Origin of the sequence: Leptospira ryugenii, assembly GCF_003114855.1 — a bacterium.
GTDB classification, from domain to species: domain Bacteria; phylum Spirochaetota; class Leptospiria; order Leptospirales; family Leptospiraceae; genus Leptospira_A; species Leptospira_A ryugenii.
Genome location: NZ_BFBB01000003.1, coordinates 548294 through 568145, shown reverse-complemented (window position 1 = coordinate 568145; position 19852 = coordinate 548294). Strand labels below are relative to the sequence as shown.

Here is a 19852-nt window from a genome sequence, read left to right as displayed (position 1 = left end):
ATTTTGATGCCCGAACGAGATATATTTACTCCGCCCGAAGGCCCTCCAGGGCCCATGCCTGGATTAGAAGGTATATTTTCAGAATGGGGGGAAGAGGGGATGCGGAATTTGGTCTCTCGTTTTTATGATTTGATTGCCGAATCAAAAATAGCTGCAATGTTTCCAGAAGAGCTTACTCTCGCCAAACAAAAGCAGGCGGACTTTATGATTCAGGTAACGGGGGGACCTTCACTTTATTTACACAATTGGGGACCTGCGAGGATGAGAATGCGGCACTTTGCTTTTCTTATTAATGAAGAGAGCCGCCAGGTTTGGCTTTCTTGTTACAAACAATCACTCGAAGAATTCTCTTTCAGCCAAGAATCAAAAGCGATTTTTTTAAAATTTTTGGATCAATTCAGCCGTTGGATGGTTAACCAAGCTTAACTCTTATTTGTGGCTATCGAGTAAGTTTAGAATGACTGCCTTTTGGGCATCTAAGCGATTCTCAGCTTGCGTAAAGATGATAGAACGTTCCGAAGATACAACTTCTCTTGTGATTTCATAGCCTGCATGGATCGGCATATCGTGCATCACCTTTGCTTTTGTATGTTTTAAGAGTTCTTGGTTTACCTGGTAGGGCATCATCAATCGAATTCTCTCTTCCTTTTCTTTTTGGAATTCCGGGTCGTTGAAAAATTCCATATCTACCCAAGTATCAGTATAGATGTAATCTGCGTCTTTTACGGCTATCTTTAAGTCTGTTTCCCAAGTGAGAGTTTTTTTTGCCTGTCCCCTTTTGACGACTTCTTTTACGATAGATTCTTCGTGGGCGATCGGAGTAACCAGAGTTAGATGAATACCTAATGCTGCCGTAATTCCTATCAAGGAGTTTACAACATTGTTATGTACTCCAATGTAACAGATTTTAGTTTTTTTCCAATCATTTGGCCTGTCATTTGCGATCGTCAAAATGTCTGCCAGTGCTTGGCAGGGATGGAATAGATTGCAACATCCATTGATGACCGGTACTTGCGAGCCCTCTTTTAAGGTAAGTAAATCTTCGTGTTTCTTGAGTCTTGCCATAATGATGGAGACATTCCTAGACAGATAGGCTGCTTCAAAGTCAATGTCAGAGAGTGAAAAGTTGGATGACATCCAATCCAGAAATATGGCATGGCCTCCGAGTTCAGTCATCCCAGCCTCAAAGGAAACCCTTGTCCTCGTTGAGGTTTTTTGGAATAACATAGCCATAGAACGACCTGCCATGTGTCCAAAGAAGTAGACTCGGTTATTTTTTACATAGATGGCAAAGTTTAGGAGTTCTTCGATTTCCGAATCCGTCCAATCTTTCCAAGAGATTAAATGTTTGGGTGCAGACATACAGATGGCCTACCTTGAGTATCGGCATAGCGCAGCTCTGGATCAAGCTCCCTCTGGATAAATCGTAAGGAATCTAAACTTAGGCAGCAGCCATAGAGCGTGCAATGAATACGTCAGGTAACAAGAGCTCCTCATCAAATTTGACTCCAAATTGGATGCCTTGCTCAGTTGTTTTTAGCCAAACCACTTTCCCAGAATATTTGATCTTACATTTGGTCAGTTCACTTTCTATGATCCCAGTGACCAGATCCTTTTCTTTGACATCGACACCCATTTCCAGGGTTGCTCGCACACCCATCTCTGAGATGTTATCGAAACTCGCGAGAAGGTATTCAGGGGATCCATTCACTGAGTAAATCTTTACAACGAAATCATCCCATGCCGCCGTGATTCTTTCTTTTTTTCTCGATTCCATGATTAACTCCTGCTAGACTCATATGCATAAAGTATGCCAACATGGAAAAAAGTAGAAAAGAACTCGGTTCGAAACAGAAAAAGCACGGCTTTGCCTCATCTTGACGGATTTTAGAACAGCGATCTCTTTGGATCTAGGCAATGTGCTGAGAATCTGAGCAATTTAGGGGCATTCTAAAAAAAGACTCAGTCCATTTGAAAACTCTTGAAAAAAGGTCCAGAAGAAAAGAAATGAGCCTACCGAGGGATTTCTATGACAAAACAAAAATACACTCTTTCTGTTTTGGTAATTCTTTGTCTTGGGCTCGTAGGATGCGGCCCCTCACAAGAAACCAAAGAACTGCAAGCAAAGGCAAAACAAATGTTGGGTGCACTTCCTACCAGCATGCCAGGCGCTGAAAACGACACTCCTGAGCTCATTGCACTCGGGAAAAAACTCTACTTCGAAAAGAAACTTTCCCAGAATAATACCCAATCTTGCAATTCCTGCCACAATGTAGAAGGGAAGGCGGCTGGAGTGGACAATTTGCCTACCTCTCCAGGTGCATTTGGAAAAACAGGAGATAGAAATTCGCCCACTGTTTTAAACGCAGGATTCCATTTCTTACAATTTTGGGATGGTAGAGCTAAAAATTTACATGAACAGGCAAAAGGCCCGATTTTGAACCCAGGCGAAATGGCGATGCCGAATGAGGCAGAAGTGCTAAAGAGGCTAAAGGATGATTCTGAATACCCAGGTTTATTCGCGAAAGCATTCCCTTCTGCGAAAGACGCGATTACGTACGAAAACCTAGCAGAGGCCATTGCCGCATTTGAGAGGACCTTGGTCTCTCCTTCTCGATTTGATGACTTTGTGAATGGTGACCACAGTGCCCTCAGCCAAGAGGAACAGAACGGACTTCAAACATTTATTAGCTCAGGATGTACTTCTTGCCACGGAGGTAAGTTACTCGGCGGGGATTCGTTCCGCAAACTTGGCCAAGTCAATCCATATGAAACCAATGACTTGGGAAGGTTCAATGTCACAAAAGATGCAAGTGATAAGTACTTCTTTAAAGTGCCGTCCCTCCGCAATGTTGCTTTGACTGGACCCTATTTCCATGATGGAAAGGTGGCAACTCTAGAAGATGCCATTAAGAAGATGGGATACCACCAGTTAGGCCAAAACCTCTCTGAGGCAGATGTCACAAAGATCGCAAAATTCTTAGGTTCTCTCTCCGACAAAACAAGAACCAACTAGTCAATTCTAAAGATGATGTGCCGATAAGGCACATCACTTCCTACCATACATCCTGATTCCATCGGCAATCAAAGACTGCGTTCGGCTATGCCATTTTTCTAGAGTAGAAATCCGTTTGGATGGGTTCATGGCTTCCAATGTGCTCCTCCAGCTAGCCATGGTCAATTGGCGGAAGGGCAATAGCAATAGAGAGGCGATGATCCGGGGTTCGGGGTCGGCGGGCTCAAATCCTTCGTCTTTGGAAATTTGTTCTGCAATCAAACCTTCGTAGCGATCCCAGAGGAGGGAAAGCCGAGGCTGCAGTTCTGGAATGGTCATAGAGGTATGGAAACCAGGGAAGGATCCCAAAATGGATTCCCCTTGGAGTTCGTGGATCAAATCCCAAAGAAAGCCTTGCATGGCTTCGAGGTAGGAGCTACCTGGCTTTCGGTTCGCAAGCGCTGCCAGGATCTCTTCGCAAAAATTGGACTCTTCAAAAAACAGAAGATCATCTTTGGAGCGAAAGTAGGTGAAGAGAGTTTTTACGCTGACATTGGCATGGTCGGCTACTTCCGCAACCGTCACTTGGGAGAAGGGGCGCTCTGAAAACAATTCCCGAGCCGACTGGGCAATCGCCTCTTTGATTAGGTGTTTCTTTCGTTCTCGCAATGGCAAACGGTCCAATCGATCTCCTCCCTAGGGCTTAAAATTGGCACTTTTCTTTTTCTAATTTTGTTCTTTTTCTTATGGATTGCGAATTTTAGTCAATCTATAAATCAATTTAAAGTCTATAAATGTATATAAGACTTATAAAGTCGAGTTAAATATAATATAAGTAGTGAAAATATTTTAACTTAAATTCGTAACTGACTTTATTTTTACTTCTAATTCATTTAAAATGCTACTTTATATATAAACTCATCTTCTAAATCACTTTACTTCCGTATTTTCCCTGTTCCTACACGTTCCCATCTTTCTTAAGCCTTCCCAACTTGCCGCCGGTAACCTTTAGTCCGCCTCTATCGACATACGGAAGGTGAGCAAGGAAGGTTTTGAATTTTTGTTTTCCTAAAAAGGAAAATGGGAAGACTGTGATTATGTCCCTAGATAAGAAAAACCAGGTGTTTGAATGGATGAAATCCTATGCCTACCGCTTTTCCGAAAAACCCTTTCGGCTAGCAAGCGGAAAGGAATCCCAACACTACTTCAATTGCAAAGAAATCACCCTCCACCCAGAACGCCTCCATCTCCTGTGTGAAGTGCTCATCGAGGAGGTAATCCCCAAGTTCCCGGGTACTTTTGGCGCCATTGGAGGCCTGACCTTGGGCGCAGATCCGCTCACTTACGGACTCGCACTCGCTTACCAAGCGCGTGGAATCCAAAAATACCCGTTGATCATACGAAAAGAAGCAAAAGACCACGGCACGGGGCAACAAGTCGAAGGGTTCCACAAGGAAGTAAAACAATGTTTGGTGTTAGATGATGTGATTACAACTGGTGGCTCTACGATCAAGGCCGTAAGAGCATTGCGAGAGGTTGGGATCGAGGTGACAAAAGGTGTTTGTATTTTAGACAGACAAGAGGGTGGACGGGAAGCATTGGAAAAGGAAGGGATTCATATGGAAGCCCTCTTTCGGAAAGAGGATTTTCGATGACAGAAAAAAAACTCTTTCTTTATAACACGGATTTGTTCCGCAAAAAATTATTACAGAGAACGTTGATTGTTCTCTCGATGTTTGTTTTGTTCTTGGGCTTTAATACCCTTCAAATTCCCGCAGAAGAGAGACCAAAATTCCTTTTGATCTTTCTACCATTATTTGCTGTTCTGGTATGGTTTTTAAGAAAGAATTTCACAAAACAATTAGAAATACTTACAAAAGGGATGGTAGAGTTGCAGGGTGGCACGATTAAACAGTTTGATGCCTACGGAAGTTGTGCGGCAATTCGTAACAAAGATATTGAAAAGATAACAAGAGATAAATTTCGAGGGTATGAACGGATCATCATTGAGACAAAAGAACGTATATTCCCCATTGTCAACTTACAAGAAATAGATGCTTTTACTGAAGAATTGAGAAAAGAAACCAAACTTGAGATCGTCTATGACAATGAAGATGAAAAACTATTCACTTGGAAAAATGCTCTTTTTATGAGTCCTTCAATATTTTTTCTAGTTGTTTTGAAATTTCCTGGACTCTCTGAGAAGTTTCCTTTTTTAAACTTAGAATCCTTTTATTTGTTTTTCAACGTAAACGTGATTATCTTTTTTCTCTACCTTCCAGAAAAACCAAATTATTTGAATGTAAAGTTCTCCTTTAAAAGGAGAATGTTATTTATCAGTTTGGTATTATTTCTCTTTCAGGTGTATATCAATTTAAACAAAGCAGGTTTTTTCGAATCTTAACTAGCCTGCTTTGGCTGTGACCCTTGTCTCATGATGTTGAGCTTGGCTTGGCAATAACGTCTAAGCTCAATCATTTCTTCCATATAACGCTTCAATATACGGTCTTCGTTTGTGCGAGTTTCCATAAGGTTAAGAGTATCACGGATAAATTTTAATTCTTTTTCTTGGGAAATTTTCCCTGTTTGGATCAATTTTTTTATAATATCAAATTCATATTTTCTAAAATGTACCCTTAATAGGAATTCAACAGTGAAACTCTGAGTCGCCTTTGACCAACTAGGATCTTGCTTTTCCTTGCCAGATTCCTTCATGATGTCAACAGCTCTTTTGGTTTCTGTTGCCTGTGAGAAAGCAGAGGATATTTCTTCCGTCGTGCTTTCGCTTGCATACAGCTCTTGGAGTTTTTGTTTTCGCCACTGTTCCGTATACTCGTAACTAGTGGATGAGAGTATCCTTAAATACTCTTCTAACATAACAACAAGGTTGATCGCTCTACCTAAAGGAGTGTTGTTGTATTCTTTAATTCTTGGGAATAGCTCTCTGGAAATCTGAAAGGAAGATTTTCGTTTGTAATTACTAGATTCATAAATTCTTTCTAAACTAGTATCAGCGTCTCGTTTTAGCTCGGTCAAAATTTCATGCTCGGCAATCATGTACACTTCTTCGCCGTAGACAAATAAATTGGGATCCGGAGCTACCGTATTGATAATGAAGATATAATGGCTCTCTCTAAGATTGTAGAGAATCTTTCGAATCTCATCTTCCGTTCTACTAAACTGAGCAGCCCAAACTCGTAAAAAAGTGTCTGAACCAGGGATTTTGTCCTTGGTTTCGATATTTTGTTTTCGAATGGAATCGACCAATTCCAAGGCAACTTTGATTGTTCCAGCCATGGACAAAATTGAAGGACAAATTAGCAGATTGTAAAGTATTTATTCCTATTTTAGGTCCTGGGAAAGCTTAGAGTTTTTTTGTGAAGCGAATGCCAGTAAGGAGACAAATGTAGCTAAGACTGGTACAAGAAAGAAGCCGATCCCTAACCAAGAAATCGGGTAACGAAAATCTAGACTCCAGCCAAATGCATTTTTATTGATCCCAAAGACCACGACTGGAGCAACTAGGGCACTGTTCAAGACACCAATTAGGAAACCAAAGCCTGTTAAAAATGCGCTTTGGAAGAAAACAAATTGAAAGAGCTGAAATTTGTCCATGCCGATTGCACGTAAACTTGCGAGTAACTTCCCCTTTTCCTTGATCTGGTACAAAAGAGCATTTAACAAAGAAAGCATTGTTAAAAAAATCGAGGATAACTTCAAGAGATCTAGGCTTTTGAATACCTGCCTCATTCCTATTACATAAAGATTTTTCAACTCATTTTGGTTTAATAGTTTTAAACTTTTATGCTTTTTGACTTGGTTTTGGAGCTCTTTTTCTGCACTTGATCGATTTGCCCCAGTGGGCAATTGAATTCGCAATGAATTTAAGTATTTAATTTTGAAATAGAGGTCATAATGGTCGGAGCTCATCATAATTGTTCCCCTTTCAGAAAAGAAATGCTCTTTCACAGCTTTGATTCGAAAACTAGTCATTCCTCTTTTTTCGGTATGAAATGTTAAAAAATCGCCGTCACATTTTTTTTCTAAATAGCAAAAGTTATTCGATACCATAATTTCATTTTCTTTAGATGAAAAAGGATATGCATGTAAGGTGTAATAATTTTTTTCAACGGGGAATTTTGGCTGTATAATGAATGGTTCTAATTTCCATTCTGGATACTTATTTTTCCATTCATCATACAAAGAAATTGGAATTCCAGGTTCGCCTGTTGCTAGTTTCTCTTCGTCAATCAATGAATAGTCAAAAGGATTTTCTTCTTCCACCCACCGCAAAAGAGAACTTTCATAACTATCCGTTAATGTTTGCAAAGTGAACACAAGTGCAATCGATAAAAAGATCGTAGATACAGTTATGGAATTGTGAAGTGGCTCTCTTCTGATCTCTTCCCATGAGATCCTGAGTAAAGCCTTTCCAGCTAATGAAGGAAAGATGGCAAATAAAAAGGAGAAGGCTTTTTGGATGCACATTGGCAGAAGAAGAACTGTCCCTATGATGATGAATCCAACACCTAAGAGTCCATATATGATGGATTGTGGTTTTGGAAAGAGACCAACGGTGATGCCAATGAGCACAAATAAAATGGCCACCCAGAATGAATAGAGAAAAACCTTTGAATGTGTTTCTTTATCTTCTGATCTTTCTCGCACCAACTCAATTGCTTGGATTTGGTAGGATTTCCATGATGAAGAAAGAGCAGCAGCTAAGGCTCCTAAGGATCCAATTGCTAAACTAGAAAGATAAATCCAATCAGGTACATTATGGTAAGAACGAATTTGTTGTTCATCAGTAATGGTATTGGAGGAAGATAGAATAGGAAAATCAATGAGATATGTGCCCAATAACACTCCTAAGATAGAGCCAACTAGACCTAATACAAAGGCTTGTACAGCAAACAATACAAAATTTGAGAAACGGCTATTGCCTAAACTCAAAAGGATACCAAATTCTTTCTTTCTCGCATAGAATAAAGAAGAGAAAGCATTTGTGATCATAAAGAACGAAATGAGAACGGAGACAAGTGAGACTACTAATAAATTGATTTTGAGAGAGCCAAGTGCTTTTCCCGTTTTTTCTCTTATTCCCTCTCTAGTTTCCCATGTGATTGAGTGTTTCTTTATCTTTTCGAAAAAAAGTTCAGAAAAGCCAGCGTTCTCTTGGTTTGGAACAATAGAGTAGATAACAATTTTTGAATATTGTTGGGTTTTGCCACATATTTTCTGTATGGTTGTGATATCAGTGAGGAGAAAGGCGCCAGATTGTTTGGTAGTAGAAACTTTGTTTTTGGTAAGGTCGATTTTTTGTTGACAGATTTGAATGTTGATAGCATCTCCCTTCGCAAATAATTGGGCAAATGCTTCTTCACTCATCAGGATCGGAATTTCAAAATCGGATTGTTTTTGGTTCTCAGGAAAGATGGTATACGCAAAGATATCCTTCCCTAAGATCGGGATTGATTTTAGTTGGTCTTCGTCACCTCTAAAGTAAATAGACTCCTGCAGAATCGGATCGATTTCATAACCATTCGGCAAAATCTTTGCTAGATCTTTCAGATCAAAGTCATCAGACGGGATGAAATGTTCCATTTGACCCACAAAATTTTCACCAGAGTAGGCGATCTGTGAATCGATGAAGGATTCTTCGGCTCTCCAGGAATTCACTTGAGTTGTAAAGAAGAGTGAAATTCCCAAAGCAATGCTCACCAATGAAAGGAGCATCTTCTGTTTGTTATCTGCATGGTATTTCCAGAGATAATAATACCAGATAACTTTCATGAGGAGTGTATCACTCCATCCAACATCTTCAAATTGATATCACCTCTTTGGCCAATTTCAGGATTGTGAGTCACTACCAAGAGTGTCATCGAATGGTCTCTAACCAAATTGGAAAGTAGTTCCATAACCTCGTGCGTGGAATTGGTATCGAGATTTCCAGTAGGCTCATCTGCCAAAATTAATTTTGGATTGTGTACTATGGCACGAGAGATGGAAACCCTTTGCTGCTCTCCTCCTGAAAGTTCTCTCGGTTTGGAATGTAATTTATTTCCTAAGCCAACGCGTTTTAGAATCTCTGCGGAGATTGCATGGGCAGTCTTTTGTTTTTTGCCTTGTAATAGCAATGGAACGGATACGTTTTCAAGTGCAGTGAGGTAGGGAAGTAAATGAAAAAATTGAAATACAATTCCAATCGTATTTCGCCTGTACAGAGTTAGTTGAGTTTCCGAAAACTCTAGGATATTCTCTCCAAAAACTAGGACTTCACCTGATTTGGCTTGGTCTAGCCCAGAGAGTATATTGAGAAATGTCGACTTCCCGCATCCCGAAGGACCCATCAAGGTAATGAGTTTCTTTTCTGGTAGAGATAGTGTGATATCTTTCAGGACAAGGTTTTCGCTTCCGAATTGATCGTACGCCTTACAGAGATTTTTTATTTTGATCGAATCCATCCACTTTCCTTTGATTTGTACTCGTCTGTCATAAAAGTGCTTTCCATTTTTGGTTTTTTTGCATAAGCTACCAGAAGGATCTACCGTGTTTGTCCGAGTACTGCTTTGCCTTTTGATTCCCTTTTTTTTAACAGGTAAGGTGAGCTTTACCCTCAGTTATGACTCACTTTGGGAAGAGTCGCGCATTTCAGAATCCTCAGAGGAAATGTCAGACGTTCTCGAAGGAAAACTCTTGGGCATCCTCTCCTTGGTTTGCGAAATTCCAAGGCCCTGCCACCAAGACATTAGTCTGGTCTCTCATTTGATTCGTTCGTTTAAATCTACTGATTCTGATGATTGGATCAGAAATCGTGCACCGCCCTTCATTTAAGATTTCTCACAGTCTTTATTTTTTTGAAGAGGTATTATGACGGATAAACAGATGCGCTTTGCATTCAGCGCTTTTTTAGTTGGGATGGCAGCAGTCCTTCCTTTGTGTATGTTCTTATACATGAGCCCTGGCCCTTGGTCGGAAGATTTCCCTTTGGCCCTTGGTCTGGTCTTACAAGCATACATCGGATTTTCAGCCTTTGCCTTGGTGCAATCGTATGAAATGGTACATTCCAATCGTATAACTTTTGGCTATGTGATATTTTGGTCCGCCTTGGGCATCTGTTATCTTGCAGGAAAATCTGTCCTCCTTCCTGTATCACTTGAGATTGCGTCCTTTTCCACGATCATCATATACTCTGGAACAGAGTTCGGGAAGAAACAAATTGAAAGTTTAGGTTCACTTTTATTTGCATCTGGCATTGCAGTCCTCTTTCTCTCTGCATGGGTTTTTTTACCGGAAGAAGATCCACGTGGGTATTACTTTTTAACGATTGGACTTCTCGTGAAATCTGGATTTTCTGGCTTTCACATTTGGTTGCCAAAAGTAAATGAAGGTGGGCCATCTCACGCCTTAGGTTCGTTTGCTGGGGCACTGGAAATTTTTCCGCTTCTGCTCTTTTGTAGGTATGTCCTTCCCAATCTCCAAGATCCATTCTTGTATAGTATCCTGTTTCCTTTGGCCGCCTTGGGTGTGTTTTTCGGGGGTATTACCTCTTACTTTCATAAGGATCCCAAAAAAGCCCTTGCCTATAGCTCAATTGAATCTATAAACTTTTTATGGCTTTGTTTGGCAATTTCTGGGATGTTTCAATCAAGCTCTGAACCTGACTTACGATTTTTAAGTCATTCCTTTCTCATTTTATTTTATTTGAGTTTATTGCATCATTCCTTTTCAAAGACGTTTCAATTGTTCTCAATCGGAATGGTGGCAAGGCTAAGAAACTCTAGTTCTACGGACGAAATGAAAGGAATTGGGAGGTTGATCGGCATCAATCCTCTATGGATGGGGCTTGGGACTTTTAGTTATGCGGTCTTGCCAGGAACACTAGGTTTTATTTCGGAGGCTACCTATTTATTTTTGAATGCAAAGATCTTAGATATGCCTCTTGGGCGTTCCGTTTTTCTTCTGCCTGCAATGATTTTTATTTTCTTTGGAATCGTTTTGGGAGGGTTTACTCATATTCGACTATTCTTAAGTCTCTTTCTATCCTTCCCTCGAACGGATTTTTCCCTGACTGAATGGAATGATACACGTAGGTTTTGGGTTTTTCTGTCACTGGGAAGTTTAGGAATCATGATCATTGGGATCCCTTTGTGTTTGCCATTCTTTCTCAAAATACCTTTCCTTCAAAAACATTTGGACCCTAGTTTGGCAATTTGGCTTTCGCAATTGAGTATTGTTTCTTGTATTACGGTTGCTTTCATTTTGAGTTTAGTCTGGTTTCGTTGGTCTCATCGCATTACCAAAAGACAATATTGGGATTGTGGCAACCAATACATAGGACCTGAACTTTCTGTACCTTCCACGGTATTTACAGAACCGCTCCGAAATTCATTGGGTAGATATTTTTTGACACCAAAGGGACTTTCCATCATCGACCAAAGTATCTTTTCGATTTTTTCTTACATCTTAAATATAGGTCAATTTCTTGTAGAAAAAAAGAAGAACCATGATGAGGAAGTAAGCAAGTATTTGGCGATCTCATCTGCTTTTCTCATTATCATCTTAGCAATATCCATTGCGATAGAATGGAGCCATTTATGATACAGATCAGCAGCGAGATAATTTTATTCTACCAAATCCTTTGTTTTATCATATTGCCATTTATATTGGGCGGAATCGTTCGAAAAGTTCGAGCGAGGGCACAAGGAAGAAAGGGACCAAAAATAGTTCAGTTGTTCTACGAGATTAAAAAATTTTTACAAAAGGAACCAATTGATAATCCTGCTTCTTCCGTTTTCGCTGAAATATCTCCTATGGTAGCGGTATACTCTGGACTTATACTCTGGTCTATTGTGATTTTCGAATGGGCACCCTTTGTGATGATTCCCTTTTTTCTCGCACTTTACCGATTTGCCATTGTTAGCTTTGCCATGGAAGGAGGTACATCGTTTGGTGGATTGGGCTCTGGGAGAGAAATTTTACTTTCGGTAATGGCTGAACCTACCATTATTTTGATGATCCTTGCTGCACAATCCCATATTGAAATCTCCATGACCCCTGCGGGTGCTTTTATTGGAATTCTCTTTTTAGCTCTCTCGTTTATTGCAATTTTAGCAGAGTTAGCCAAACCTCCCTTTGACGACCCAAGGACACACCTTGAGCTTACGATGGTTCATGAGGCTATGCTACTTGAGGCATCTGGACGGACGATGGGATACTTAGAGCTCGCATCTCAGTTAAAACTTTCTGCATTGTTAGCATTTTTGATCAAACTAGCTGTAGAACATTCAAAATTGTTTCCGATAGGCGAGTTTGGAAATCTCTACAGAGAATTGGCAGTCCTGCCTGGTGTGATCCTTCTGGCAATACTACTCGGGTATTGGGAAGCGAATAGTGTTAGAAGGAAATGGTCCTGGGTGCCTGAATTTATGGGTTTGTCATTTCTTGCAATATTGATATTAGGAACGCTTGTTAAGCTATCATAAACTATATGTTATACGATTTTATTTACCTTTTGCTTTTTTTAACTGGAGTGGTTGTTCTTGTTGAGAATCGTCTGCACCGCATCACTCTTTTTTTGAGTTTGCAAGGATTTTTGTTAATTTTCCCTGTATTACAAACTCATCATGAGGACATTCCGCACTCTTTAGGATTGATCAGTTTGGTGGTCACCTTTAAGGGAATTTTAACTCCATATATTCTGAATTGGACCGCAAAAAAATCCCAAATGAGGGAAAGTACAACGCCAAGATTTGGCTACCTAGCCACTTTATTGTTTCTTGTGGTTGGCTTAGTTCTTGCTGTCAAACTTACGGAAGGTGTCATCGAACTATCGATTCCAGTTCATAAGATAGGACTCATTTACGTAATCCTTATGATTTATGTAGGAGTATTGTGTTTTATTGTTCGAAAGAACTGGTTGGCCCTGATTGCTGGTTTTTGTGTTTTTGAAAATGGAATTTTTGTACTCACTCTAGTCTTAGATGAAGGATTGCCATTTGGTTTAGAATTTGGCTCCTTTTTGGATGCAGTGCTTGTTATTGTATCAGGAGGGATATTGCAACTATCTCCTCACCTTCATGCTAAAGGAGGAAAACATTGATGAAAGAGATATTTTATGCAAGTGGCATATTTTCCTTTTTAGTTATCTTTTGTTTGTTTATCTTTGCTGCTACAAAAGGCCAAACAAGGATTTGGCTTTGGTCACTTTTAAAGATCTGTTTTTTTCTTGCACTTTTTACCTCCTGGCAAACTGACAATATTGTCCTAAAATGGATTTTGATTGAAGCATCGACTCTTTTTGGATCTTTATTAATTTCATCGAGTGGTACGGAACGTTCTTTCCAGGTAGGGTGGAAGTATCTATTAATCAATTCCTATGGTTTAGGCATTGCTTTTTTAGGAATTATTATCCTACTCTTTGCTTCAAGGCCTTTGGAGTCTTTGGATTTTACTTCCTTACGCTTAGGTCTTGAAGGACAACATGGAATTTTGATCAAAACTTCTCTGTTGTTAACTATTTATGGATATAGTGCAAAATTAGGACTCGTACCAAATCATTTTTGGGTTGGTGATACCTATGGCGAGAGTCCGAGCCAAACCTCATCACTCATTGCATCCTTTGTTCCGGTTTCAGTCGCACTTGCTCTACGTCCGCTGATACAATTAGAGAAAGAAGTGAATTCTTCTTTAGTGAATTCCGCAAATGGAATTTTGTTTTTAGGAGTCCTTACCATTCTATACGCAACATGGGTTTTGCAAAGAAGAGATGACATTCGGAGGATTGCGGCAAAGGTTGCTCTCTTTCATACAGGTATGCTGGCCGTATTTCTATGGTTAGATGTTAACGATACCATCTTTTATTTTCTACTTGCAACCACTCTTCTTATAAAATTGATCATTTTTGTCTCTATGGGGATTTTAAGAATGGATTCAGGACATCGATTGATTGAGCAGATTCTTTCTGCGAAGGGAATTAACCAATACTCTTTTTATGGTTATTTCTTTGCACTGATTTTGGCTTTTGTGTTTCCTCTTTCACCTGTCTTCATCCTTGACATGGAAATGATCAAAACTGGACTCATTAGAAATCAGATATGGCTCTTTTTATTTCCATTCCTTGGTTTGGTTTTTTTCTTTATCGCTCTCAATAAGGTTCTTCCCATTATCCGATTGGAACATAGGCCATTTGAAAAAGACCAAAGCAGAATATTGAGCATACGAATGTTTTTTTTAGTCCTTTGTTTTTTGTCGGCCTTGGCTCTAGGGTCTTACGGAATGTTTGGGCTTGTGGAAGGGGAGATGTAGATGGCAAATGTTACTGGCTTATATAAATCAAATCTTTCAGGCAAATACATTCAATTCGTATTGAACGAAAATCGGATTGTTGTCCAAGAGCCAGAAGGTAAAAAAAGTCCCATCGACTTTTTGTTAGATGATTCCTATCCGATTTGGCTTTTGAGACACTCCCTTGGCAAAGATATGTCTGAGGAGGACTATTCTCATTTAAAAGAAGAAGATTACCTAACAGAGAACCGAAGCAAAGTTTTGAGTTTGCACCAAAAGTCGGGAAATTTACGAGATTTATTCTACCATGGACTAAAAGTTCCAACCAGTGATGAGCAATACTCGCATGCTGTTGGTCCAATTCATGCCGGTATCATTGAACCTGGTCACTTTCGGTTTGTTGTAGAGGGAGAGAGCATACGGCATTTAAGTATACGCCTTGGTTTCCAACATCGTGGAATCATAAAGCAGATGTTACAGTCAAAACCAGAAAGGATTTTAGCCCTTTCTGAGACAATTTCTGGAGATAGTTCTGTTGCTTACGCTCTCGCATTTTCATCCATGATGGAAAATGGATTGGGCATTCAAATTCCATCAAATGTGAGAATCTTTCGCTCACTTCTCTTGGAATTAGAAAGAGTCGCCATTCATATCGGGGACTTAGGGGGATTAGCAGAAGATATAGGTTATTATCCATTGTATGGAGTTTGCGTAACAGACCGTGGGGCTGCCTTAGGTCTCATGGAGACTTGGATTGGAAATCGGTTTGGGAAAGGGGGGATACGTCCAGGTGGATGTCGGACCAACCAAAGGATTTCTCCGGAAGATGCGAAGAATGCCTTCTATGCATTAAAAAAAGTATTCTATAAAAATATTGAACCACAGATCTTACGTGCCCTTTCTGATTCGACCATTAAAGAACGATTGCAAGGCTGTGCAAATATTTCAAGAGACTCTGTCATTAAACACGGATTTGTTGGACCTTGTGCAAGGTCGGCCGGTGTTCCTATTGATTTAAGAACACAGCAGCTTGAATTCCCAGATTGGACTCCTCTTTCCGTACAGGATGATCATATCAATTTCGGAGGAGATGCTTGGGCAAGATTTTATTTAAGGTATCAAGAAATCAAACAATCACTCCTTTGGATGGAAGCTCAGATTGAGAAATTAGACTGGAATTCTCTTTGGTCAAAAGAGCAAATAGGTGCTACCTTGCTAGAAATCAAGTTAAAGCAAGGATTGTATTTTGAGGCGGTAGAAGGCTGGAGAGGGATTATCTTAACCTGTATAGAGGTCGATGCGAACGGAAAGATTACGGATATTTATGTGAGAGACCCATCCGTATTAAATTGGCATGCCTTAGAACTTGCCGTGCGAGGGGAATTGATTGGAGATTTTCCTTTGAACAATAAATCATTTAATTTAAGTTATGTGGGTTTTGATTTATGAGACAAATTTTAGAATTGATTAATTTCTTTCGGCCAAGCCAAGTCATGGATTGGAAAAAAGTTTCACCCATACATCCCAAAAACCGTGGTATCCCTACACCGAAAGGTACATTTGAGTCATCTTGCGGTAGTTGCCAAGTTTGCGTTGATCATTGTCCGACAGCTGCCATTCAAAAGGTCTCAAATGAACGTCTTGTATTTGATTATGGTGCTTGCCTGCAATGCGGTAGCTGCTCATTATTCTGCCCTGAAGAGCGACTTAAGGATTCTGGTTTTGTGCACGTTTTCTCAAAACACCGTGATGATCTAATTGTTGCCTATGAAAACGGAAAGATGCTCCTCAAAGTAAGTGGGGAAGACCATAGCAACCACTTAGAATTTACAAAGTTGACAGAGCGCTCTGGATTTTTGTACAGAGAGGTGGCTGCTGCGGGCAACAACACTGTCGAATGTGAATTGAATGCTTCCTTCAATTCTGTGTTCGATTCGGAACGAGAAGGGGTTCGTTGTGTAGCAAGCCCCAAACATGCGGATGCCATTGTCTTCTCAGGTCCTGTTTCCCAAGCAATGGAACAGCCTTTGGAAACGGCCTTTGCTGTTATCGCCCCACCGAAAGCATTGGTTGCTTGTGGAACGGAAGCAGTGAGTGGCGGCCTTTTCCCCCAAGGCAAACTTCCCAAAGAGCCTGACCTCTTCATCGCTGGGGACCCTCCCAGACCAGATGTGATCCTTTTGGCCTTTCGTCATTTGATGGGAAGATTTTCATTTTCTTTCCAAGAGGCGCTTCACAAATTTCTGCAATCGGGAAAATAAGGTCTGTGGAACTAGAAAAAGAAGAAATCGTTCGTATCCTATTTGTTGAGCCAAACAAAAAATCATATGAGACTCTTGCTGAGCTTCTTAAGTCTTGGTTTGGAGATTATATCGAAATTGTATGGCGCTCTCTCTTTGAAAATGGAATGGAAGAGCTTAAAAAAGGAAACTATGATCTTCTGATTTCGGAAATATCTTTTCCTGAAAAAACTGATACCGAAGAATCAGTGTTAAGCGAAATAACAGATAACGCCACTCCATTAGAAGTTCCCATAGTCATTTTTTCTCAATCACATGATAAATCTATCCCCATCTTATCCTTTCAGATGGGGATCAGTGAATTTTTTTCTAAACGAAGATTGAAACGATCACTCATGGAACATAGATTTCGAAATTTGTTCCGAGAGATTTATAGAAAGAAAGTGATTTCCATTCAGATGGACGATTCACTCAAACGATTTCAAGAAATGTATGGAATGAACCAATCCGAAATCCAAGATTTAAATACTCTGGTAAAAAAATTTAAAAAGGATCTGGAAAAGGAATACGAAGAAAAATTAAAATTAGATTTTGAAAAAAAGAAAATGCAAAACGTCTTTGGTATGTATGTAGACCCTGTGGTTGTAGAAAGTATCATGAACAATACCTTTTCTTTGGACCAAAAAGGGCATACACAAGAAATTTCGGTCATTTTTTCTGATATTCGTGGTTATACATCCCTTTCCGAAAAACAGCAACCAGACCAGGTCATTTCTTTTTTAAATGAATACTTTACCGCAATGACAGAAGTCATTCTTGGATATGGGGGGATGATAGATAAGTACATAGGTGACTCTATCATGTGCCTCTTTGGTGCGCCCATTTACCAAGAAGAACATCGCTTAAATGCTCTTGACTGTGCAATAGAAATGTTGCAGGTATTTCAGCTTTGGCAGCCCAAATGGAAAGAAATCTATGGGTTCACGCCAGAGTTAGGAATCGGCCTCGCTTCGGGTAACGCGATTGTTGGCAATGTTGGCTCCTTTCAAAAATTGTCCTACACGGCTGTTGGAGATACCGTAAACATGGCCAGCAGATTGGAATCGATGGCAAAACCAATGCATGTCTATATCTCGGAGGAGTTGTACCAAAAATTGCCAGAATCATACTTAAAAAAGTATACCTATACTGAGCTTGAACCTGTGAAGATCAAAGGCAAAGAAGGCCTTCATAAAGTAATAAGCGTACAACCTGTAACCTAGACTATAAAGAGGAGCAAAATTGATACAACTCATGGTTGTTCAATTTGTTACCATAGTTGTCAACGAATTTTGGATTTGAATCTACATCGATCGAGAGAACTTTACAATACTCTAAAAACTCATTCTCTGTATTCGCTTCTTTCTTTCCGTGCTGCGTAAGTCTAGCAACCAATCCACCAAAGCTAATCACTTGCGTGAGCAAACTTTGTTCTGCTATTGGCTTGGATTTTTCTTCAATCACTTGCACAATGGGACTTGGAAGTTTCCAAAGTTGTGCGGCGCCGATTCCTAGCTCGCTGGAATCTACACCATATGCTTTCTTTTCTAATTCAAGGATGGACAGGTCAGAAGTTTGGTATTCAGTGAGAATCTCGATGTATTTGGGTCTGTCAATTGTGTTTAAAATGATCTTTCCTAGGTCCTGCATAAGGCCACAAGTTAAGGATAGATCTGCCTCTTTTTTAAATTTCTTTTCTTCGCAGAGAAATTGAGCGAGGATGCCCTTCGCGATGGAATGGTCCCATACCTCATCTCGAAATTTTTTATAGTTTCCTTGGCTGAAAAGGGAATCGGTCATCGACATAGCCACCATAGATCGCACGGTCTTAAATCCTAAGCGAGTGATGACTTGTTTCATATTTGCGATGGCATTGCCCCGGGAGAAAAAAGGAGAGTTAGCAAGTTTGAGAAGTCGCGCAACAAGAACCTGGTCCGATTGCACCTTCTTTTCTAATTCACCAAATCCCAATTCATTGTCATCCTCTAAGGATAGAATTGAGATGAGTACAGGTGGAACGATTGTTAGATCTTTGATCTTGGAAAGGTATTCATCTAGGCTTGCCATGGGTCTTTGCGACCAGTATTTCCAGGCAAGCTCTCACTTAAAAGCAAAAAGTCTCTAGTTGTTTTGCATCATCCGCGCAAATTCAATGTCTTTGTAGTAAAAACTCAAGATCTCTTTGTAGTCAAAATTCTCTTTTGCCATAGCGTAGCTTCCCCATTGCGAAAGACCCACACCATGTCCTGATCCAACTCCCTTCAAAAAGAAATTTCCATCCTCTTCTCTGCGGATTCCGAAACGTGTAGATTTCAAACGGCTCGCACCCATTAGCTTTCGAAATTCTACAGCCTTCATTTTTTTTGTGCCGCGAGTCCCTAAGATTTCCAGTTCATTTACACGGGAAGAAGGGAAACGATTTACCACTACAACGTCTTGTATTTCTCCTAAGTTTAAAGAAGAAAGGATTTGGTTCATAGAGCCTTGCGAAATTTTTTCTTCCCAGGCAAAGTTTTCTGCGTCCTTATCATACTCTGACCGAACGCTTACGAGGTAATCCAATTTGCTTCCCCAAACATTTACTGGGTCTTCTGTTACACCACCACTGTTGGAATGAAAGAAACTTTGGATAGGAGCACCACGATAGAGAAGAATCAATCCTTGGGTGTCCTCCACAGCTCTCGTGGTATTCATATGCTCTTTGGTTTTCCCGCGATAGACTTGGGTATTTGTTGTCGTATCAACATCATAGGGCTGTTTTGCCTTTGCTATCATTTCGCGAACAACATAAGTTCTAGCACAAACAGCTTGTGCCTTCAATGCCTCATCTGGCCAAGAAGCTGGAACTTCAGAGGGCACAACAGAAAAAAGGTATTCTTCCAATGGAACTTTGTTGATAATGAGCACCTTTCCATTGTAAGGTTTGATTTCTATTTGGCCTCTATACTGGCTACCTTTGTACTCGATGTAATCTCCTGTGGAAACCAATCGAATGGGTGCTTTAAGGGCACTTGGATCCATACTTAAAAATTCATATGCCTTTTTAATGACTAAGTCATTTGCATCATAGACCTCAATGGTCTCTTTGCTTCGAAAGCTTTCTTCTGTACCTGCTTCCGAGAGGAGCACCCGTACAGTGGAAAAGCCAAGATTTTGGTCGGAAGGAACCCATGTGGAGACGACCATTGTGCGACAGCCGACCAAACTGATGAAACCTAACATTGGTATCGAAACAAGTCTTAAAAAATTCATACTTCCTCTCAATGTAAAGATCGGATGGATTTTAGATTTG

Annotated in this window: 20 protein-coding genes; 12 read left to right on the top strand and 8 right to left on the bottom strand. The window is 40.1% G+C overall.

Annotation, left to right across the window (positions count from 1 at the left end; translation table 11 throughout):
• Positions 1-3: 3 nt before the first annotated feature.
• Positions 4-426 (top strand): globin domain-containing protein, encoded by a 423-nt coding sequence (locus DI060_RS07105; RefSeq protein WP_439956891.1) that lies wholly within the window; start codon positions 4-6, stop codon positions 424-426.
• A 3-nt stretch (positions 427-429) separates the two neighbouring features.
• Here the strand turns inward: DI060_RS07105 and DI060_RS07100 are convergent, their stop codons facing one another.
• The gene (locus DI060_RS07100; RefSeq protein WP_108975149.1) at positions 430-1362 is read right to left on the bottom strand and encodes an ornithine carbamoyltransferase; all 933 of its coding nucleotides are present in this window, start codon (positions 1360-1362) and stop codon (positions 430-432) included.
• A gap of 79 nt (positions 1363-1441) precedes the next feature.
• The gene (locus tag DI060_RS07095) at positions 1442-1777 is read right to left on the bottom strand and encodes an LEPBI_I2431 family sigma-54 regulated protein (RefSeq protein ID WP_108975147.1); all 336 of its coding nucleotides are present in this window, start codon (positions 1775-1777) and stop codon (positions 1442-1444) included.
• A gap of 252 nt (positions 1778-2029) precedes the next feature.
• Here DI060_RS07095 and DI060_RS07090 point away from each other — a divergent pair, with 252 nt between their 5' ends.
• A complete protein-coding gene (locus DI060_RS07090) occupies positions 2030-3016 on the top strand; it encodes a cytochrome-c peroxidase (RefSeq protein ID WP_108975145.1) in 987 nt (328 codons plus the stop codon).
• A gap of 33 nt (positions 3017-3049) precedes the next feature.
• Here the strand turns inward: DI060_RS07090 and DI060_RS07085 are convergent, their stop codons facing one another.
• Positions 3050-3679: a TetR/AcrR family transcriptional regulator gene (locus DI060_RS07085; protein WP_108975143.1), complete on the bottom strand. Its 630-nt coding sequence runs from the start codon at positions 3677-3679 to the stop codon at positions 3050-3052.
• Positions 3680-4092: 413 nt separating this feature from the next.
• On the opposite strand from DI060_RS07085, the gene pyrE reads away from it, so the two are divergent.
• Entirely contained in the window at positions 4093-4650 is a 558-nt protein-coding gene (pyrE, locus tag DI060_RS07080) for an orotate phosphoribosyltransferase (protein ID WP_108975714.1), read from the top strand.
• Positions 4647-5399, top strand: coding sequence for a hypothetical protein (locus tag DI060_RS07075; protein ID WP_108975141.1), 753 nt, complete (start codon positions 4647-4649; stop codon positions 5397-5399). Before pyrE ends, DI060_RS07075 begins: the two co-directional genes overlap by 4 nt.
• On the opposite strand, the gene DI060_RS07070 is transcribed toward DI060_RS07075, so the two are convergent.
• The 3 genes from DI060_RS07070 to DI060_RS07060 are packed head-to-tail and all read right to left on the bottom strand — an operon-like array spanning position 5396 to position 9459.
• On the bottom strand, positions 5396-6292 hold the full coding sequence (locus DI060_RS07070; RefSeq protein WP_108975139.1) for a hypothetical protein: 897 nt from the start codon (positions 6290-6292) through the stop codon (positions 5396-5398). The genes DI060_RS07075 and DI060_RS07070 overlap by 4 nt on opposite strands.
• A 45-nt stretch (positions 6293-6337) precedes the next feature.
• The gene (locus tag DI060_RS07065) at positions 6338-8788 is read right to left on the bottom strand and encodes an FtsX-like permease family protein (protein WP_108975137.1); all 2451 of its coding nucleotides are present in this window, start codon (positions 8786-8788) and stop codon (positions 6338-6340) included.
• Complete coding sequence (locus tag DI060_RS07060) at positions 8785-9459, bottom strand: ABC transporter ATP-binding protein (RefSeq protein WP_108975135.1); 675 nt, start codon at positions 9457-9459, stop codon at positions 8785-8787. Before DI060_RS07060 ends, DI060_RS07065 begins: the two co-directional genes overlap by 4 nt.
• An 85-nt stretch (positions 9460-9544) precedes the next feature.
• On the opposite strand from DI060_RS07060, the gene DI060_RS07055 reads away from it, so the two are divergent.
• The 8 genes from DI060_RS07055 to DI060_RS07020 are packed head-to-tail and all read left to right on the top strand — an operon-like array spanning position 9545 to position 17783.
• The gene (locus DI060_RS07055) at positions 9545-9829 is read left to right on the top strand and encodes a hypothetical protein (protein WP_135355010.1); all 285 of its coding nucleotides are present in this window, start codon (positions 9545-9547) and stop codon (positions 9827-9829) included.
• A gap of 36 nt (positions 9830-9865) precedes the next feature.
• Positions 9866-11596 carry a proton-conducting transporter transmembrane domain-containing protein gene (locus tag DI060_RS07050; RefSeq protein ID WP_108975131.1) on the top strand — a complete coding sequence of 577 codons (1731 nt, stop codon included), beginning with the start codon at positions 9866-9868 and terminating at the stop codon, positions 11594-11596.
• Positions 11597-11601: 5 nt separating this feature from the next.
• A complete protein-coding gene (locus tag DI060_RS07045) occupies positions 11602-12480 on the top strand; it encodes a respiratory chain complex I subunit 1 family protein (RefSeq protein WP_108975712.1) in 879 nt (292 codons plus the stop codon).
• A gap of 5 nt (positions 12481-12485) precedes the next feature.
• Positions 12486-13097, top strand: a complete 612-nt coding sequence (locus DI060_RS07040) for a formate hydrogenase (RefSeq protein ID WP_108975129.1) — start codon at positions 12486-12488, stop codon at positions 13095-13097.
• The gene (locus tag DI060_RS07035) at positions 13094-14302 is read left to right on the top strand and encodes a formate hydrogenase (protein ID WP_108975127.1); all 1209 of its coding nucleotides are present in this window, start codon (positions 13094-13096) and stop codon (positions 14300-14302) included. The genes DI060_RS07040 and DI060_RS07035 overlap by 4 nt, the downstream gene beginning before the upstream one ends.
• Positions 14303-15730 (top strand): hydrogenase large subunit, encoded by a 1428-nt coding sequence (locus DI060_RS07030; protein ID WP_108975125.1) that lies wholly within the window; start codon positions 14303-14305, stop codon positions 15728-15730.
• The gene (locus DI060_RS07025) at positions 15727-16542 is read left to right on the top strand and encodes an NADH-quinone oxidoreductase subunit B family protein (RefSeq protein WP_108975123.1); all 816 of its coding nucleotides are present in this window, start codon (positions 15727-15729) and stop codon (positions 16540-16542) included. Before DI060_RS07030 ends, DI060_RS07025 begins: the two co-directional genes overlap by 4 nt.
• 5 nt (positions 16543-16547) lie before the next feature.
• Positions 16548-17783 carry an adenylate/guanylate cyclase domain-containing protein gene (locus DI060_RS07020; RefSeq protein ID WP_108975121.1) on the top strand — a complete coding sequence of 412 codons (1236 nt, stop codon included), beginning with the start codon at positions 16548-16550 and terminating at the stop codon, positions 17781-17783.
• A gap of 1 nt (position 17784) precedes the next feature.
• Here DI060_RS07020 and DI060_RS07015 read toward each other — a convergent pair whose 3' ends face one another.
• Together DI060_RS07015 and DI060_RS07010 are read right to left on the bottom strand one after the other, a co-directional pair.
• Positions 17785-18627 carry an HDOD domain-containing protein gene (locus DI060_RS07015; protein WP_108975119.1) on the bottom strand — a complete coding sequence of 281 codons (843 nt, stop codon included), beginning with the start codon at positions 18625-18627 and terminating at the stop codon, positions 17785-17787.
• 54 nt (positions 18628-18681) lie between these two features.
• Entirely contained in the window at positions 18682-19812 is a 1131-nt protein-coding gene (locus DI060_RS07010; protein WP_108975117.1) for a SpoIID/LytB domain-containing protein, read from the bottom strand.
• Positions 19813-19852: the final 40 nt, after the last annotated feature.

Coding starts and splice junctions, on each gene's coding strand:
- DI060_RS07100 (WP_108975149.1), bottom strand. CDS start 1,362: ATGTCTGCACCCAAACATTTAATCTCTTGGAAAGATTGGACGGATTCG.
- DI060_RS07095 (WP_108975147.1), bottom strand. CDS start 1,777: ATGGAATCGAGAAAAAAAGAAAGAATCACGGCGGCATGGGATGATTTC.
- DI060_RS07090 (WP_108975145.1), top strand. CDS start 2,030: ATGACAAAACAAAAATACACTCTTTCTGTTTTGGTAATTCTTTGTCTT.
- pyrE (WP_108975714.1), top strand. CDS start 4,093: ATGTCCCTAGATAAGAAAAACCAGGTGTTTGAATGGATGAAATCCTAT.
- DI060_RS07075 (WP_108975141.1), top strand. CDS start 4,647: ATGACAGAAAAAAAACTCTTTCTTTATAACACGGATTTGTTCCGCAAA.
- DI060_RS07070 (WP_108975139.1), bottom strand. CDS start 6,292: ATGGCTGGAACAATCAAAGTTGCCTTGGAATTGGTCGATTCCATTCGA.
- DI060_RS07065 (WP_108975137.1), bottom strand. CDS start 8,788: ATGAAAGTTATCTGGTATTATTATCTCTGGAAATACCATGCAGATAAC.
- DI060_RS07060 (WP_108975135.1), bottom strand. CDS start 9,459: ATGGATTCGATCAAAATAAAAAATCTCTGTAAGGCGTACGATCAATTC.
- DI060_RS07050 (WP_108975131.1), top strand. CDS start 9,866: ATGACGGATAAACAGATGCGCTTTGCATTCAGCGCTTTTTTAGTTGGG.
- DI060_RS07040 (WP_108975129.1), top strand. CDS start 12,486: ATGTTATACGATTTTATTTACCTTTTGCTTTTTTTAACTGGAGTGGTT.
- DI060_RS07030 (WP_108975125.1), top strand. CDS start 14,303: ATGGCAAATGTTACTGGCTTATATAAATCAAATCTTTCAGGCAAATAC.
- DI060_RS07025 (WP_108975123.1), top strand. CDS start 15,727: ATGAGACAAATTTTAGAATTGATTAATTTCTTTCGGCCAAGCCAAGTC.
- DI060_RS07015 (WP_108975119.1), bottom strand. CDS start 18,627: ATGGCAAGCCTAGATGAATACCTTTCCAAGATCAAAGATCTAACAATC.
- DI060_RS07010 (WP_108975117.1), bottom strand. CDS start 19,812: ATGAATTTTTTAAGACTTGTTTCGATACCAATGTTAGGTTTCATCAGT.